Raw genomic sequence first — 15,064 nt, 5'->3', positions numbered from 1 at the left:
TTCCGTATTTTTTATTTTTATACTAACGGGAATATTACTTCAATGGATGCGCCTTTGCCAGGCTGCGAGGTGATGTTCAGTATGCCCTTCAGCGAGTCGGCCCGTTTACGCAGGTTGCGCAGCCCGATACCGCCTTTCGCTTTTTCAGGTTCGAACCCTATGCCGTCATCTGTAACGAGTATGTTCAGGTTGTTGCCCTGCTGCATTATCTCTACGCCGGCATTTTCGGCCTGCGAATATTTATTGATGTTTTGCAATGCCTCCTGCACGATCCTGTAAATATTTATCTTAAAGGTGTTGTTCATGGCATCCCAGTCTATTGTAGGGTCAATCTCCGCATCGAAGCCCGTATTGAAGTTATTCTTCTGGGAGGTTATCATGAATTTCAATATGGTGCCAAAATCCTGTCCCTGGTTAAAGATATCATTGCGGCTAAGGTCGTGCGATACAGCGCGTATCTCACTTTCCACGTTCTGCAGTTCCTTAATGTATTCCTTTCGCTTTATTACAGATTCTTCATCGGCCTTTTTATTGATGAACTCAAGGTTTAGCCGGACAGCATAGATGTTGTTGAGTATGCCGTCGTGGAGTTCCATGGCGATACGCGTTTTTTCTTCGGTACGGGCCGATTCGATATTGGACTGCTGCTCAAACATAAGCTGGTAAATTTCCTCGCTTGCTTTTTGCTGTTCCTGTATAAGCAAAAGTTCCTTGTTCCGGGAATTCAGGTAATATATTATGAATATGGCCGCGACGAACAGCAATACAATTACCGATGCACCCATTATATAGTTGTTTTTCCGGTCGAGGGCCTCTTTCTCGTTCTGTAGCTTGTCGGTTTCATATTCTATCCTGGCAAACTTACCCCTGTTGGCTTTAGCGGTTTCCTGCAATGCCTCGCTCACCTGGATATATTGGTCGGCATAAAAAGGGCCGTCTTTACGGTCAATATCCGATAACATTTTAGTGGTGGTAAGTATATCGTCGGTACTTTTTATTTTGCGGGCACCATCATAAGCAAATTTCAGGTACATTATCGCACGGGCAGTATCGCGGCGGCTCGCAAAGTATTCCCCCAGGCTCAGGTTGCTGGCCACAACGCCCGAACGGTCCCCGATACTGTCCCTTATGTGCAATGAGCGGTAGAACATATCAGGAAGGCCGGCATTGTTCCCGGATTTGAATCTTACATACGCCAGGTTATTTATCATCATGGCATAAAGCGCAGGCTCTATGATTCGTTGGTCAATTTCAGGAAAAGCCTCTTCGTAGATGCGGATGGCGTCATCGTAATCTTTCTGCTTTATATATACCCGGCCCATATTATTGTAACAGTATGCTTTGTAGTTGGATATAATATTGTCAGGGTAACCTTCTTTCCTGAGGTTTTCAAGCAATCCCAAAGCTGCCCGGTAATATTTGATAGCTTCCGTAAAATTGCCTTCGCCTAACAGCGCACTCCCTATGAGGTTGTTGCATTTATAGATATCTATAGTGCTGTTTTTTGCCTCCAGCAATCGCAGGGCTTTGATAGCCTGGCTTTCGCACTGCACATATTCCCCTATGTTATAATAAATGTAGGCTTTATATAATCCTATCTCCCCTAAAAGGCTGGAGTCATTAATATCAAGAAAAAGCCTTTCTGCCTGCCCGTAATAATAAAAGGCGCTGTCATTGTTCCCTTTTTCCGAATGGGATAGACCCGAAAAGTAAGAGGCTTTGGCCATGGTTACCGAATCTTTTGCCTCGGTGCCCATGTCGTATACTTTATGGCTTGTCCGCAGGGACTTGTCATATTTATTAAGGTCGTAGTAAGCAACGGTTGCCCTGCGGTAGAAAAACCGCGTTATAGAATCGTTGTCATTGTTGGAAAATAAGGTGTAGGCAGAATCAATTCTGGATTCTCTTACTTTTTGGTCGGTATTGGTATTCTCGCCCTCATCAAAAAGCTTTTCAATCGTATTTTGGGATTTGCTTTTACCCCCCGAAGATTTTTCGCAGGAAAAAAAGGTGAGGCAGAGAGCCGGGATAAGTATATATAATAGGTACTTATTCAAAATTTTTGAGGCAATAGTGTTCGACTATTGCCTCAAAAATAATATATTTTATGTTAAATGCCAATTATGGCTTCGGAGTTGTCGGTTTTGGAAGGCCTACATCGCCATTACCAGGTAGCTGTTGCCCAAGGCTGTCTGCAGATGTATCAGTTAGTGCGCTGTCATCAGTTGAACAAGAAACAGTAGTAGCGCCAAGTGTTGCAATAAGAGCGATAGTTAGTATAAACTTTTTCATGGTAGTAAGGTTTTTTATAGATGTTTTTTATTTAAATTTTGCTTTTTGAATTACCGTTCTGCGATTAATTCTGAAGCAAAAGTAGGACTAAAAAAACGTTAACTGCTATGATTTACAGGTGGTTTAGTGAATGATACCCGTATGCGAGTAACTCGACCGATTTGAAGGGTAAATGAAGTATTTTTATAAATACTCGGGTGCGATCTTACGGATAATGGTATCTATATTATCCTTAAAAGTCTTGGAGAAAGAAATGGACAAGTCGCTATTATTGAGGTAGCACAAAGACTTTCCGGTGTTTATCCTGGTGATATAGTTGCTGTTAACTATATAACTGTTGTGCACCCTGAAGAAGAAAAACGGCAGGCTCGCTTCATAATGCTTGAGCGTTTTGTAGGCTGTGACCTTTTTGCCATTCTGTAAATGGAAGTCGGTAGTATTATTGTCGGCCTTCAGGTACACGATCTCGTTCAGTGATATGAACTGGTAATCCCCATACGATTTTATACAAATCGTGTTATTGGCTGCTGCCGGATTTGTTTTTTGGAACTTAAGCAGGCTTTTCCTGAGCTCGAACTGGCTGAGCGGCTTAAGCAGGTAATCCGATACGCCTGCCCTTATAGCTTCAAAAGCATGTTTTGGCGTGGCAGTGTTTACTATAAAGTAAGGAAGAATATCGATAAACTGGTGCAGCTCTGTAATGATAGATAACGAAAGATCACTTTTTTTGCTTGCCGGGCTTATTTCAATAAATACTATTTGGGGCTGCAGTTCCAGGATTTTATTCACGGCATCATTCCTGTTAGTTGCCACACCCACACAGAAATATTCAGGAAATCCTTCGAGCTGTCTAAGGGCTTCCTGTGCATGGGTTGCATTGTCATCAACTATGAGGTACGAATACTGCACTTAAAAAAAGTTAAAAAAAATTTTTTGCAAGTTATATATTTTAAATTAGGATTTTATAATCAAACCGTATTTTTGTTAAATTTGTTGATATTTTAGTTTCTATGCGCGAGGATTTGAATATTTTAATTGTCGATGACCACCCCATGACAGTTAACGGATATATAAATGTATTATCCGATGAAGATTTTGAAGGTTATAATCTGATTTTTACAAAAGCACTGGATTGTGAGCAGGCCTACAACTTAATTACCAATGCCCAAAGTACCGGACACCCTTTCAATATTGCCTATCTCGACCTGAGCCTTCCTCCGTATGCTGATAAGAATATTTTTTCCGGGCTTGACCTTGGCATCCTTATAAGGGACATTTTGCCGGACTGTGTCATAATAATACTTACGATGCATAGTGAAGCATCGTTGATAGACAGGCTTATAAAAGAAATAAACCCACAGGGGATCCTTTGCAAAAGCGATATAGACATTGATGAGTTTCTCAATGCATTCAAGATCATTTTTTCCGGAAATACCTACCTGAGCAGCAAAATAGTAAAATCGCTGAAAGATAAAGTATTTGATAATTATAACCTGGACAGCTACGACAAGCAGATACTTATGCGCCTCACCGAAGGGATACAAACAGCCAATATCCCTAATTATATTCCGCTCTCCCTGAGCGATATTGAAGAAAGGAAAGCACGCATGAAAAACATGTTGCTTCAGGGCAGGGGAGGAGATGACCACGAACTTATTGAGGCCATAAAGAAAATGGGTATACTTTAAGGAAGGTATATCCTGCCCGAGCTATGGTCTTTTTCGGCGCCTGTGACACTGCTAAGCACATTGTCCTCATTCCTTAGTTTTAATACTCCAAGCAGAGCAAAAATAAGCGCCTCCTTAAATTGTATGGTCGTATCGTCAGGTATATATATAAGTGTATCCGGCAGTAAAGCTTTCATTCGGTTTATGAGGAGCGTATTGTAAGCGCCGCCGCCCGTTACCAGCAATTCCCCCTTATCTCCTTTTTGTTTTATCACTTCAGCTATCTGAAATGCGATGTGCTCTGTGAAGGTCCGGAGCTTATCTTCCGGAGCTGTATCATATTTTTCCATTAGCGGAAGCACCATTTCCTTAACAAATTCAAAACCAAGCGATTTTGGATAAGGCAAGCTGTAAAATTGCAGGCTGTTCAGCGCTTCCAAAAGTCCGGGTATACAATTGCCATTGGATGCCAGCGAGCCGCCATCGTCATAATCAAATCCAAGCCTGTTCGCATAAAAGTTCAATACCGTATTAACAGGGCAAATATCAAAGGCAATCCTGTCCTGTCCTTCTTCAAAAGAGATGTTGGAAAACCCGCCAAGGTTAAGGCAATACCTGTATTGGCCAAACAACAGCCTGTCGCCTATAGGTACTAACGGTGCACCCTGCCCGCCCAGTTCCACATCCTGTACCCTGAAATCGCATATTACTTTGTGTCCTGTAAGTGTGGCAATTTCCGGAAGGTTACCTATCTGTAGTGTGTAGCCATCCTGCGGACGGTGCTGTATGGTATGTCCGTGCGAACATATGGCATCTATATTTGCCAGGCCGTGCTCCCTGATAAAGCCGTTAATGATGCCTGCTAATAATGTGGTGTATTCTTTATTAAGGTGCTCCAGCTGCTCATGAGTAAATTCTACGGCAGCTTTTAGCGTTTGGACCCATTCATCCGTATACGGTACAGTTGCGGTTTCGGCAATTTTAAAAGCCCATTTTGCGTCTTTATATGCCAGTGAAACATGGGCAAGATCCGCCCCGTCGAGCGAAGTTCCCGACATTACAGCTATAACGTTATAGTTTTCTTCTTCCATAGGGCTAAAATTAGGCAATCGTGTTGAAAAATTCACATTTAATAATTACATTTGGACGCACAAAAATAAAAAACTAATTGCGTAATTATGGATTTTAAACTTACTGAAGAGCACCTGATGATCCAGAAAGCGGCACGTGATTTTGCACAGGCCGAATTGCTCCCGGGCGTTATAGAAAGAGACGAAAAACAAATGTTCCCAACGGAGCAGATCAAAAAAATGGGAGAGCTGGGCTTTCTCGGCATGATGGTCGATCCTAAGTACGGCGGGAGCGGGCTTGATACCATTTCTTATGTGCTGGCCATGGAAGAGATCTCTAAAGTAGATGCATCGGCATCAGTGGTTATGTCTGTAAATAACTCGCTTGTATGCTGGGGCCTCCAGACTTTTGGAAGCGAGGAGCAGAAGCAAAAATACCTTACCCGCCTGGCAACCGGCGAAATCATAGGCGCTTTTTGCCTTAGCGAACCGGAAGCGGGCAGCGACGCAACATCACAAAAAACCACGGCTATAGATATGGGCGACCATTATCTGCTGAACGGTACCAAAAACTGGATAACCAATGGAAGCACAGCCGATGTATATCTTGTTATAGCGCAGACTGATGCAGATAAAAGGCACAAAGGCATCAATGCGCTTATCGTAGAAAAAGGCATGCCGGGCTTTGAAATAGGGCCTAAAGAGCAAAAGCTGGGCATCCGCGGAAGCGACACGCATTCTCTCATGTTCACCGATGTAAAAGTACCTAAGGAAAACAGGATAGGCGAAGATGGCTTTGGGTTTAAGTTTGCCATGAAAACGCTTTCGGGCGGCAGGATAGGCATTGCATCCCAGGCGTTGGGTATAGCAGCGGGTGCTTACGAGCTGGCGCTTAAGTATTCTAAAGAACGCAAAGCATTCGGGACAGAGATATGCAACCACCAGGCTATCGCCTTCAAGCTTGCCGATATGGCCGTACAGATTGAAGCGGCACGCCACCTTTGCATGAAAGCGGCCTGGGATAAAGACAACGGCCAGAATTATGACCTTAGCGGCGCCATGGCGAAGCTATATGCCTCACAGGTAGCTATGGATACTGCTGTTGAAGCCGTACAGATACATGGCGGTAACGGCTACGTAAAAGAATATCACGTAGAGAGGTTTATGCGCGATGCCAAGATCACCCAGATCTATGAAGGGACATCGGAAATACAGAAGATCGTCATTTCGAGAGCAATTATCTCACAATAATAAAGGGCCCACGCAGAAGCGTGGGTTTTTTATTTATTCTAAATTTTTAAATCGCTTTATAGTTTTTAATATTCTTAAAACCGTATTTTGAGAATATACGTAGATAATGTTAATTTAAAATTTAACTATTAAAAAATAATTATATATGTAATTTTTACCTGAATTTCAACGGCAAAAAGCGCATTATATCGAAAAAATTACATTTAAATTTATAAGTCCGTTTCTTTTATTAAATTTATGAAAAATACTGAAATCAATACTAAACAGAGAATTTTCCATGCAATGAAAGCTTTAAGGAAATGTGGTAGAAGGCAGTTTACTACTTAATGATCATAATGATTTTAATGTCTGGCACACAGACCTGAAAGCGAAGGAAAGTTTTACAAATTAGTTATTATTTACTTATAAAGGGGCAGCTAAAACATTTACTAAAAAACTACTACAATGAACGTAATCGGACAGAGAATCAAAAACCTGAGGGAAGAGAAAGGTATTACGCAGGAAGCCATGGCTCTTCATCTTGATGTAACCCAAAGCAACTATGGGCGCCTCGAAAAAGATGACAGGAGGCTTAATGTGGTGAAGCTTTTGAAAATTGTGCGTATATTGGATGTTAATATCGCATATATTTTTAATGAGCCTATGAGTGCGGACGGTGCGGTTTTCAGTAATTCAAATAAAGAAGTATATGACATACTGGTGGAAAGCCTTACATCTGAAATACAGCATTTGAAAGACGAGATCAATTTTTTAAGGGTGATGGTGAGAAGCTAACCTATAATTCATACTTAAAACCTTACTGTACCGTTCTATTAGGATAATAAACCCGGGTTTATAAGATGGTACAAAAACCAAGATCGGTTAAATATAAAGTCATTGCCGGCTATGTGCTGTTATTTGCCATAGCCGTTTTTTCCGTGTGGTTCCTTTACAGCGAGATCATACGCATCGCTATACCGGCACAAACCGGTGAAGACAATAAGAATATCATTCGCATCAGCAACACCATTGCCGATCTTTATGCTTCCGAAGCCATTGGCAGAAGCTCTATACTGACAGGGTCCCAAAAAGACTATAATCGCTACAAACAACTGATTGACAGCATTAACAATGATATCGAGGCTATTAAGGCAAATGTAGAAGAAAGCCAGGTGCCGAAATTCGACTCGATACAAATGCTGCTGGCGAGAAAAAAGCAGAGCATTACCGATATAGGCCTTTACCGCAAGAAGTATGGGCAAAAAGATGCCCTGAGCCTTTCTATCGAGCGCATTTACAATTCCAGGGATTCCGTATGGGATAAAACCAAGCCCGTAAAGTCCACAAGATCCTACGAAGCCAAGCAGCTCATCTATTCTGCGCTTCCGCCAAAAATGCTCGATTCCCTGAGTAAGCTCCCGGTTTCTAATGACTCACTTGCGATAATTTTCGATAAAGTAATTACCAATGTGCTGGTAAAGGACAGGAAGCTCAAAAATGTGCTTAACCGTAAAGAGCAAAAGCTGTTGGATGAAAACCGTGTCATATCCGACCAGCTGAGGGCGATACTGGCTTCGGTGGAAAAAGAATTCATAGAAAAGTCCTATGCCCGGATCGATCAGTCACAGGCAGCCATATCGGATACCGTAAAAAAAATGACATGGGTAGGGGCGATCACGCTTTTCCTGCTCATTGTTTTTGCCTGGGTTATCATCCGCGACCTTACTACCAACCAGAACTACAGGAAGCAGCTCGAGCTCCTCAACCATGAGAATGAAGAGCTATTGCGCACCAAATCCATGCTGATGGCTACTGTTACGCACGACCTGCAGACACCGCTGGGGAGCATCGTCGGGTTTCATGACCTTATAAAAGATTCGGGAATTACACCAAAACAAGGGCAGTACCTTGGCAATATCAAGCAGTCGGCTGATTATATCCTGAAGCTGGTAAACGACCTGCTTGATTTTTCAAGGCTGGAAAATAATCGTATCGCTATCGAGAACTCCGTCTTCAACATGAAAAATGTTATTGAAGGGACGTGTATGACACTGGAGCCCATGGCACAGAAAAAGAATATCGAGCTCAACTGGGATATCGATGATAAGCTGGACCGTAATTATATTTCTGACCCGTACCGCATTAAGCAGGTGCTTACAAATCTTATCAGCAATGCCATAAAGTTTACGGGCGATGGTTCTGTTGAGGTTACAGCCAAAATTGAAGGTTTTGACATACTGATATCAGTACTGGATACCGGAATAGGTATAGCGCCGGAAAAGCACAGCGATGTATTTAAGGAGTTCACGCAGGCCCATGCCGGGATCGAAAAGAAGTTTGGCGGAACAGGGCTTGGCCTTACGATCTCTAAAAAGATACTCGAACTGCTTGGCGGCACCATAACGCTTGAAAGTGCCGAAGGGCAGGGGTCTATATTTACTATTTCAATACCATGCATTGCGGGTAAAAGTGACACTCCGGGCACAGCAGCCCCTGCATCGAAGCCGGAGCCCCCCGCTTTAAAGAACAAACGTATTCTTGTCGTGGATGATGACAGCACGCAGCTTACCCTAATGAGCGAATTGCTGGGGGCTTATGTTGCCGCAATAAAGACCGAGATCAATCCCTCGGCTCTGGAAGCAACACTTGAACAAGGCGATTTTGATATCGTATTAACTGATATACAAATGCCTTCGGTAGATGGGTTTGAAGTGCTGGCCAGGATAAGGCAGCATCCGGACCCTGCTATCGCGTCGCTCCCGGTAATCGCGCTTTCGGGCAGGAGAGACCTTAGCGCTGATGATTTCGTAAGCAGGGGGTTTACCGCCCATCATCCGAAACCGGTGCAGTTTGAACAGCTTTTGGAGCTATTGGCCGGAATTTTTGATGAGAAGCTGCCTGTACAAAAGACACCGGTTGAAGAGAAGCGTTCTTCGGGGAAACTATATGACCTTAAAAGCCTTTCGCGTTTTACCAATAACGACCCCGATTCCCTCAGGACAATTGTGCTTACTTTTATTGAAAGCGCAAAAACCAATTGTGATGAACTGCTAAAAGCAGTGGAAACGAAAGACGGAGAGCAGCTTGTAACCACCGCCCACAGGATGATACCGATGCTAAAGCAAATGGAAGTGCATTCTATAGCAGGTTTGCTCATGCCTCTTGAAGACAGGGCCACCGGGCTGGATTGGCCGGAACTGGAAAGCTACATAAACAGGATATGCGGGGAAGTACAGGAATTGTGCAATGCCCTGGAAAAAGAAGTTGCCTGATTTACAAAAACACCGAGCTATCCCTGCATACTTAAAACATTGCAAAGCAATGCCTTTGCGGCTTAAAATATATGGTTTCGGCATGAGTCTTAGCGCCTTTGCGGCTTTGCGTGAAAATTAAAAAGATATTTAAAGGTCAATATTATACAACTTCAGTTTATTGTACAGTGTTTTCCTGTCGATATCAAGCAATATCGCAGCTTTAGATTTATTATAATTTGCCTTTTCGAGCGCCTGTCTTATAGCTTCTTCCTCATTGCTTTTTGAATATCCCGAAAGTGAGCCTTCCAGTTTTGAAGCCTCCTGCATTTCCGGCGGCAGTACATCAATATGTATCGTCGCGGATTTTTCGAGCAATACCGAGCGCTTGATGATATTTTTCATTTCGCGGAGGTTGCCCGGCCAGCTGTAATTTTTAAACAGCGTGGTCACTTCCTCATCAAAGCCTTCGATATCTTTTTCGAGGTCGTCATTGGCCTGCGCCAAAAAATGGTTGGCAAATATCATGATGTCCTGCTTGCGCTCAGAAAGGCGCGGGACTTTAATACAAAATTCGTTGAGCCTGTGGTACAGGTCTTCCCTGAAGTCGCCACGCTTTACCGCTTCGGCAAGGTCTTCATTGGTAGCTGCCACAACCCGTATGTCTACCTGTATCTCATTGCTGCTGCCTACGGGTTTTATTTTGCGTTCCTGCAATGCCCTGAGCAATTGTACCTGCACTTCATAGCTGAGGTTGCCTACTTCGTCAAGGAAAAGCGTACCGCCGTTAGCTGCTTCAAAATGGCCGGTCTTGTCGTTTATTGCCCCGGTAAAAGAGCCTTTTATATGCCCAAAGAATTCGCTTGACGCCAGCTCTTTCGGTATCGCGCCACAATCGACCGCGATATAAGGCTGTGATGCCCTTTTGCTTTGCGAATGGATGGAGTGGGCGATATGCTCTTTGCCGGTACCACTGTCGCCAATGATAAGCACCGACATGTTGGTAGGGGCTACAAGGGCAATATGCTCCTGAAGCCTTGCAGAATCGCTGCTGATGCCTTTTACAAACGGTACCCCGGATGCTTTTGCCTGTTTCTTTTCAGAAGGAGGGGTCTGCTTACCGGATTTTTTATTGAGCGCTAACCCAATGGTATGGAGTATCTCGTCGGGGTTAATGGGCTTGCCTACATACTCAAATGCGCCAAGCTTCATGGCATTTACTGCTGTCCTGATATCGGTATAGCCTGTCATTAATATTACCTGGCTGTCCATGGCAGTTTCTTTTACCAACCTGAGTATATGCAGGCCGTCACTGTCCGGAAGGCGTATATCAGTAAGGACAATATCGAAAAACTGGCTTTTTATGGCGTCTTCCGCCTCCTGCGCCGTAAATGCGTTTACCACTTCAAATCCTTTTTTTTGAAGGAATGTCTTAAGCATTACGCAAAAAGCGGTATCGTCGTCAACAACAAGGATTTTAGGAGTCATCAGCTAAAGGGAATATCTGCAAATGTAATAGTTTTGAAAGTTTTAAAGTGTTAAGAAAAACAAAAGGAGATGCTTCCATCTCCTTTGCCGAAGAATAAATTCTTCAATCACCTTACTATATATTTTTCTATTTCATTTCATCTTTAATAAAATCGCCGGTATGCTTATAATAGGCAATAACTATCCGGCCTTTATTTACCAACACCAGCTTATATTCGTTTTCTCCTTCTTCGGAAGTATATGCCCCCGACACCGAATAGCCATAGTATTTATCGCTTATTTGTTTCAGAATGGCAATAGGGACATCGGTAATATCAATTTTACGGTATCCACACCAAATCTTCGCAATATCATTTGTTTCATGATGGGCAGGCCCTGCATTTGCACTCAGTGCTGATATAAATGCTATTGCTGTCACTATACTTTTCATGATACAGTATTTTACAAGCTTACTACTACTTATGAAATAATCATACCAATTGCGTGATTCATACTTTTTTACATCAAACCTCTGATTTTTAGCTTATTTTTATTTGCCTTCAAATCAGGTCAGTTGTAGAATTCCACACAATAGTGTAGAAATTCCACAACTTTTATTGATTATCGTATCATAGAAAAATGCCCCCTGTGCTCTTTGCCGTCAGTGCGTTTTACAAGGAACCAGTAATCGGTAGATGGGAGAGGCCTGCCGTGGTACATTCCGTCCCATCCGCGACCGGTGGGATCAATCTGCGCCAAGAATTTGCCATATCGGTCAAAGATGAAAATTTCCATGCCCGGCTCTACTATGGAGAACTGTATCCTCCAGGTATCATTGATGCCATCGCCGTTCGGGGTAAAGAATTTAGGATAGTTGAGCAGGTAAAATTCCTTCACGATCATTCCGCAGCCATTTTTATCCCTTATGTATAAAAAGTACACGCCTGTTTCGAGCCCGCTGAAAACCGGGCTATCCTGGAAGTTATTACCATCTATCGAATATTCATACAGGCCCGACCCGCTTACTCTGATGGTTATTGAGTTGTGGTTGTCGGTCCAGTCGGAGGTCTCGATATCCAAAACAGTGGGAGCTTCTGAAGGGTTAACGGTTATTTCCCTTGTGGTCGCGCAAACCGTACCATCGTAAACATTTGCGACAGTCACGGTATAAATGCCGGGCGTTTCCACCACAATTGAACTTGTATTTTCCCCTGTCGACCATTCATAAGTATCATATCCCGGATCGGCGGAAAGTGTTACCGAACCACCGTCAACGCACACATATTCTTCCTCGTCCATGGTCAGTCGCGGATATTCCGAAACCTGCAGGCCAAAGGATACCACATCATGGCAAATGTCTATGAAATTATGTACCAGCCGGGCATAAATAGTTTGCGGGTTGCTGGTATTTGTGTACAGTACCGGCAGCGGATTTATGCCTGCATCGGCATCTTCCTGGCTCAGGTGGTAGGTTACAGTATAGGCATTCGGGCTTTGATCCCCGAGGATACCTGAATTTTGCAACGAGAGGTCAAATGGAAGAAATTCGGGCTGGCCCGGCTGTATGCATTCCAGCATTCCACCGGGATCGTGTGCGTGTGCGAGTTCGGGCAGCAGGTTGATGTTTTCTGTCCTCCGGCCAATATGCCCACAGGCATCTTCCACTACAAACTGGTAAGACCCGATAGCGAGTCCCGAATACACGCTGTTAGTTCCGTTATCCAGGAAGAACGGCAGGCCGTCTTTTTTTTCGATGCGGTAATGCAAAGGTGCAAGCCCGGTAGCCTCGACAAAAATATCGTCGGTATTTTCCAGGCATGAAATATTGTAAATGTTTTCGATCTTAACCCCATCATAATAATTGAATTCCCCTAACACCTCAATGCAGATCTTTAACGAGGTACCGTTACCAACGGTCTCAAAAGCTTTTACGATCCTGAATTTACCGAAATAAAGCAAATTAACAGTGGTATGGTTGTTTTCGAGCGCAAGTGAGTTACTGCTATCCGGCAGTGTGCCTTCGGGATAAATAGTACCGTTCCCGGGATGTACCCATTGTCCCGGTACATCAGGGTTTTCCATTTGCAGCCAATAACCGGGTGTTCCCGAAGAAGTGTCACTGTCGAACAGCGCTATGTCAAAAGAGCTGCAATGGGGCTCAAAAGTGAAAGGCACCCCACCCATGGGCATATAACCAGTTATATTGGCAGAAACGGTCCTTTGTATTCCGCATATATCGGTACCGCTAAAAGTATAATTCCCTGCAGGCAGGTCGTCCATGAAAAAAATACCTGCACTGCTTATGCTTGCAGAGACATCAAAAGGAAGTGTCTGCCCAAATGCGGCAGGGGCAGATGTAATTGATAAAGCAGTAAGCTTGCCATTCCCGCTGGTAACCCGTACGGCACCTATGCCTTCACGGCAATCTGCGAGGGGAAGAGCGGTAAAATCCTGCTCCGTGAACGGTGGAACTTCTGCGGTAACGGTATATTCCGTGCCGCATTCGTCTATGAGGTGCAAAGTGTAAAAACCCAATGGCAGGTTGGGAACGATAAGTGTTCCTGAGCCATTTATAAAGCTTGATACATTACTTGGGAGCGCAAAGGTGTAGTCAGCAGGGGCGGCAGTTATTTCGGCAAAAACCAGCTTTCTGTCAGTCACGCTCGCTATGATGCGCCCGAATAGCGAAAAACAGCCGTTGTTCCTTCCGCTTACTGAAGGTTCGGGTATTATTTCCTGAACGGTAAAGGAGATCGTTCCCGTCCTGCCACAAGCGTCGGTTACCGAAACGGTATAATTACCTTCCGGTACATGCATGCTCTCCCCGCCAAATGCGACCGGCCCCTCGGCATACGGTCCGGGGTATGCGGCATTAAATACTGTGGGGTTAAAGCCTGCCGGTACTGTTGAAAAATCGAATGTAAAAGGCGGCATATAATGTGCCACATCTAGCGTAAGATAGTAATGACCGCAGGGCAGCGGGATAAGCGAATGGCTTATTTCCGGCGCGGGGTTGACAGTCATGCCGCTGTTGCCATACTGTATGCCGCAGCTGTTGGTCACTACCAGGTCGTAAGTATAGGTTTCGCCTGCAAAAGCAGGAAACTCATTGACAAACTCGAGGTATGACGGCGCTCCATCGGCAAAATTCATGGTGACCACCTGTGGCGGCGCCCCGCCGGGAAGATGTATTGTATAGGTTACTGTAAGAGGATAACTGATCACCGTACCTTCAGGATACGTAAGGGTATTTGTTATCGTAACCGAATCGCAATCGCCGCTATACACATCTTCAAGAATAGGCTGCGAAACGACGGGTGCCCCAGGATCGGCCACTACGGTATAGGTGGTTACTACAGCCTGGCCGCAATTATTAAAAACCCTAATGTTGTATTGCCCTGCAGGAAGGGCATCGAACACATTTGAATCCTGCAACGGCCGTGTTACCGGCCCGGATATGATCTCATATTGTGAGGCGATTCCGGTTAGCGTAGTGATTACAAGCTGTCCGCCGACCATGCAATCATGGGTGGTAGAACTGATTGTATACGTCAATGGTGTTATTTGGTTTTCTAGCGTAACTTCAACCTGTTCGGTGCTTGTCTGGTTGCCGAGCGTTTGCAGGGCAATGATGGTGTATGTACCGGCGCTCAAGCCATCCACCAGTAAATCGGCGGAAGAAGAAATGGGGACATCAAGGTTGGGATTGTGGTAAACGGTGTATAAAAATGTAGCGCCGGGGGTTGTGTTTTCGGTACTAAACGTAAGCGTGCCGTTGCCGGGACAGGTTTCGTTTGTAAAGGCAACATTGAAGTCGAAGTCAGGAAGTTGGGCTTTTGCGGTAATTGCAGTGCATAATAACCATAGTATGGCGACTGGCCTTAAATAAAAGTCATATTTAAAGCCGTGAGGGAATAAGGTGTGGAAAAAACTCATAACCGCATTTCAAAAATATTTACTATTGGTAATAGTAATCAAAAATCATACAACAAAACACCTGTATTTAAAAATTAACTAAGTGAAATCCTGATTTTTAGCAAATTATTATTACGAAGCTAATATATTATTTTTTTAATAATTAGTTATT

General features: G+C 43.9%; 11 protein-coding genes. 4 read left to right on the top strand and 7 right to left on the bottom strand.

Features of this window, described 5'->3' with window-relative positions:
- Positions 1-17 precede the first annotated feature (17 nt).
- From HYN59_RS17645 to HYN59_RS17640, 3 genes are all read right to left on the bottom strand, one after another.
- Complete coding sequence (locus HYN59_RS17645) at positions 18-2,057, bottom strand: tetratricopeptide repeat-containing sensor histidine kinase (RefSeq protein WP_108779542.1); 2,040 nt, start codon at positions 2,055-2,057, stop codon at positions 18-20.
- Positions 2,058-2,121: 64 nt separating this feature from the next.
- Positions 2,122-2,292: a hypothetical protein gene (locus HYN59_RS18125; protein WP_181369477.1), complete on the bottom strand. Its 171-nt coding sequence runs from the start codon at positions 2,290-2,292 to the stop codon at positions 2,122-2,124.
- A 183-nt stretch (positions 2,293-2,475) separates the two neighbouring features.
- On the bottom strand, positions 2,476-3,201 hold the full coding sequence (locus HYN59_RS17640; protein ID WP_245895610.1) for a LytR/AlgR family response regulator transcription factor: 726 nt from the start codon (positions 3,199-3,201) through the stop codon (positions 2,476-2,478).
- Between the two features lie 101 nt (positions 3,202-3,302).
- Between HYN59_RS17640 and HYN59_RS17635 the strand changes: the two genes are divergently transcribed.
- The gene (locus HYN59_RS17635) at positions 3,303-3,980 is read left to right on the top strand and encodes a response regulator (protein ID WP_108779541.1); all 678 of its coding nucleotides are present in this window, start codon (positions 3,303-3,305) and stop codon (positions 3,978-3,980) included.
- Here HYN59_RS17635 and HYN59_RS17630 read toward each other — a convergent pair.
- The gene (locus HYN59_RS17630; protein ID WP_108779540.1) at positions 3,977-5,050 is read right to left on the bottom strand and encodes an anhydro-N-acetylmuramic acid kinase; all 1,074 of its coding nucleotides are present in this window, start codon (positions 5,048-5,050) and stop codon (positions 3,977-3,979) included. The two genes, HYN59_RS17635 and HYN59_RS17630, sit on opposite strands and share 4 nt — an antisense overlap.
- An 87-nt stretch (positions 5,051-5,137) precedes the next feature.
- On the opposite strand from HYN59_RS17630, the gene HYN59_RS17625 reads away from it, so the two are divergent.
- From HYN59_RS17625 to HYN59_RS17615, 3 genes are all read left to right on the top strand, one after another.
- Entirely contained in the window at positions 5,138-6,280 is a 1,143-nt protein-coding gene (locus tag HYN59_RS17625) for an acyl-CoA dehydrogenase (RefSeq protein WP_108779539.1), read from the top strand.
- Positions 6,281-6,724: 444 nt separating this feature from the next.
- Complete coding sequence (locus HYN59_RS17620) at positions 6,725-7,054, top strand: helix-turn-helix domain-containing protein (protein ID WP_108779538.1); 330 nt, start codon at positions 6,725-6,727, stop codon at positions 7,052-7,054.
- 65 nt (positions 7,055-7,119) lie between these two features.
- Positions 7,120-9,531: a hybrid sensor histidine kinase/response regulator gene (locus HYN59_RS17615; protein WP_108779537.1), complete on the top strand. Its 2,412-nt coding sequence runs from the start codon at positions 7,120-7,122 to the stop codon at positions 9,529-9,531.
- Between the two features lie 129 nt (positions 9,532-9,660).
- On the opposite strand, the gene HYN59_RS17610 is transcribed toward HYN59_RS17615, so the two are convergent.
- From HYN59_RS17610 to HYN59_RS17600, 3 genes are all read right to left on the bottom strand, one after another.
- Complete coding sequence (locus HYN59_RS17610) at positions 9,661-10,998, bottom strand: sigma-54-dependent transcriptional regulator (protein ID WP_108779536.1); 1,338 nt, start codon at positions 10,996-10,998, stop codon at positions 9,661-9,663.
- Between the two features lie 127 nt (positions 10,999-11,125).
- Positions 11,126-11,428, bottom strand: a complete 303-nt coding sequence (locus tag HYN59_RS17605; RefSeq protein WP_108779535.1) for a hypothetical protein — start codon at positions 11,426-11,428, stop codon at positions 11,126-11,128.
- Between the two features lie 170 nt (positions 11,429-11,598).
- Positions 11,599-14,913 (bottom strand): T9SS type B sorting domain-containing protein, encoded by a 3,315-nt coding sequence (locus HYN59_RS17600; protein WP_108779534.1) that lies wholly within the window; start codon positions 14,911-14,913, stop codon positions 11,599-11,601.
- Positions 14,914-15,064 lie beyond the last annotated feature (151 nt).

Origin of the sequence: Flavobacterium album (genome assembly GCF_003096035.1) — a bacterium.
Lineage (GTDB): Bacteria > Bacteroidota > Bacteroidia > Flavobacteriales > Flavobacteriaceae > Flavobacterium > Flavobacterium album.
Note: the sequence above shows the minus strand (reverse complement) of the source record. Positions and strands in the feature narration are given on the sequence as shown.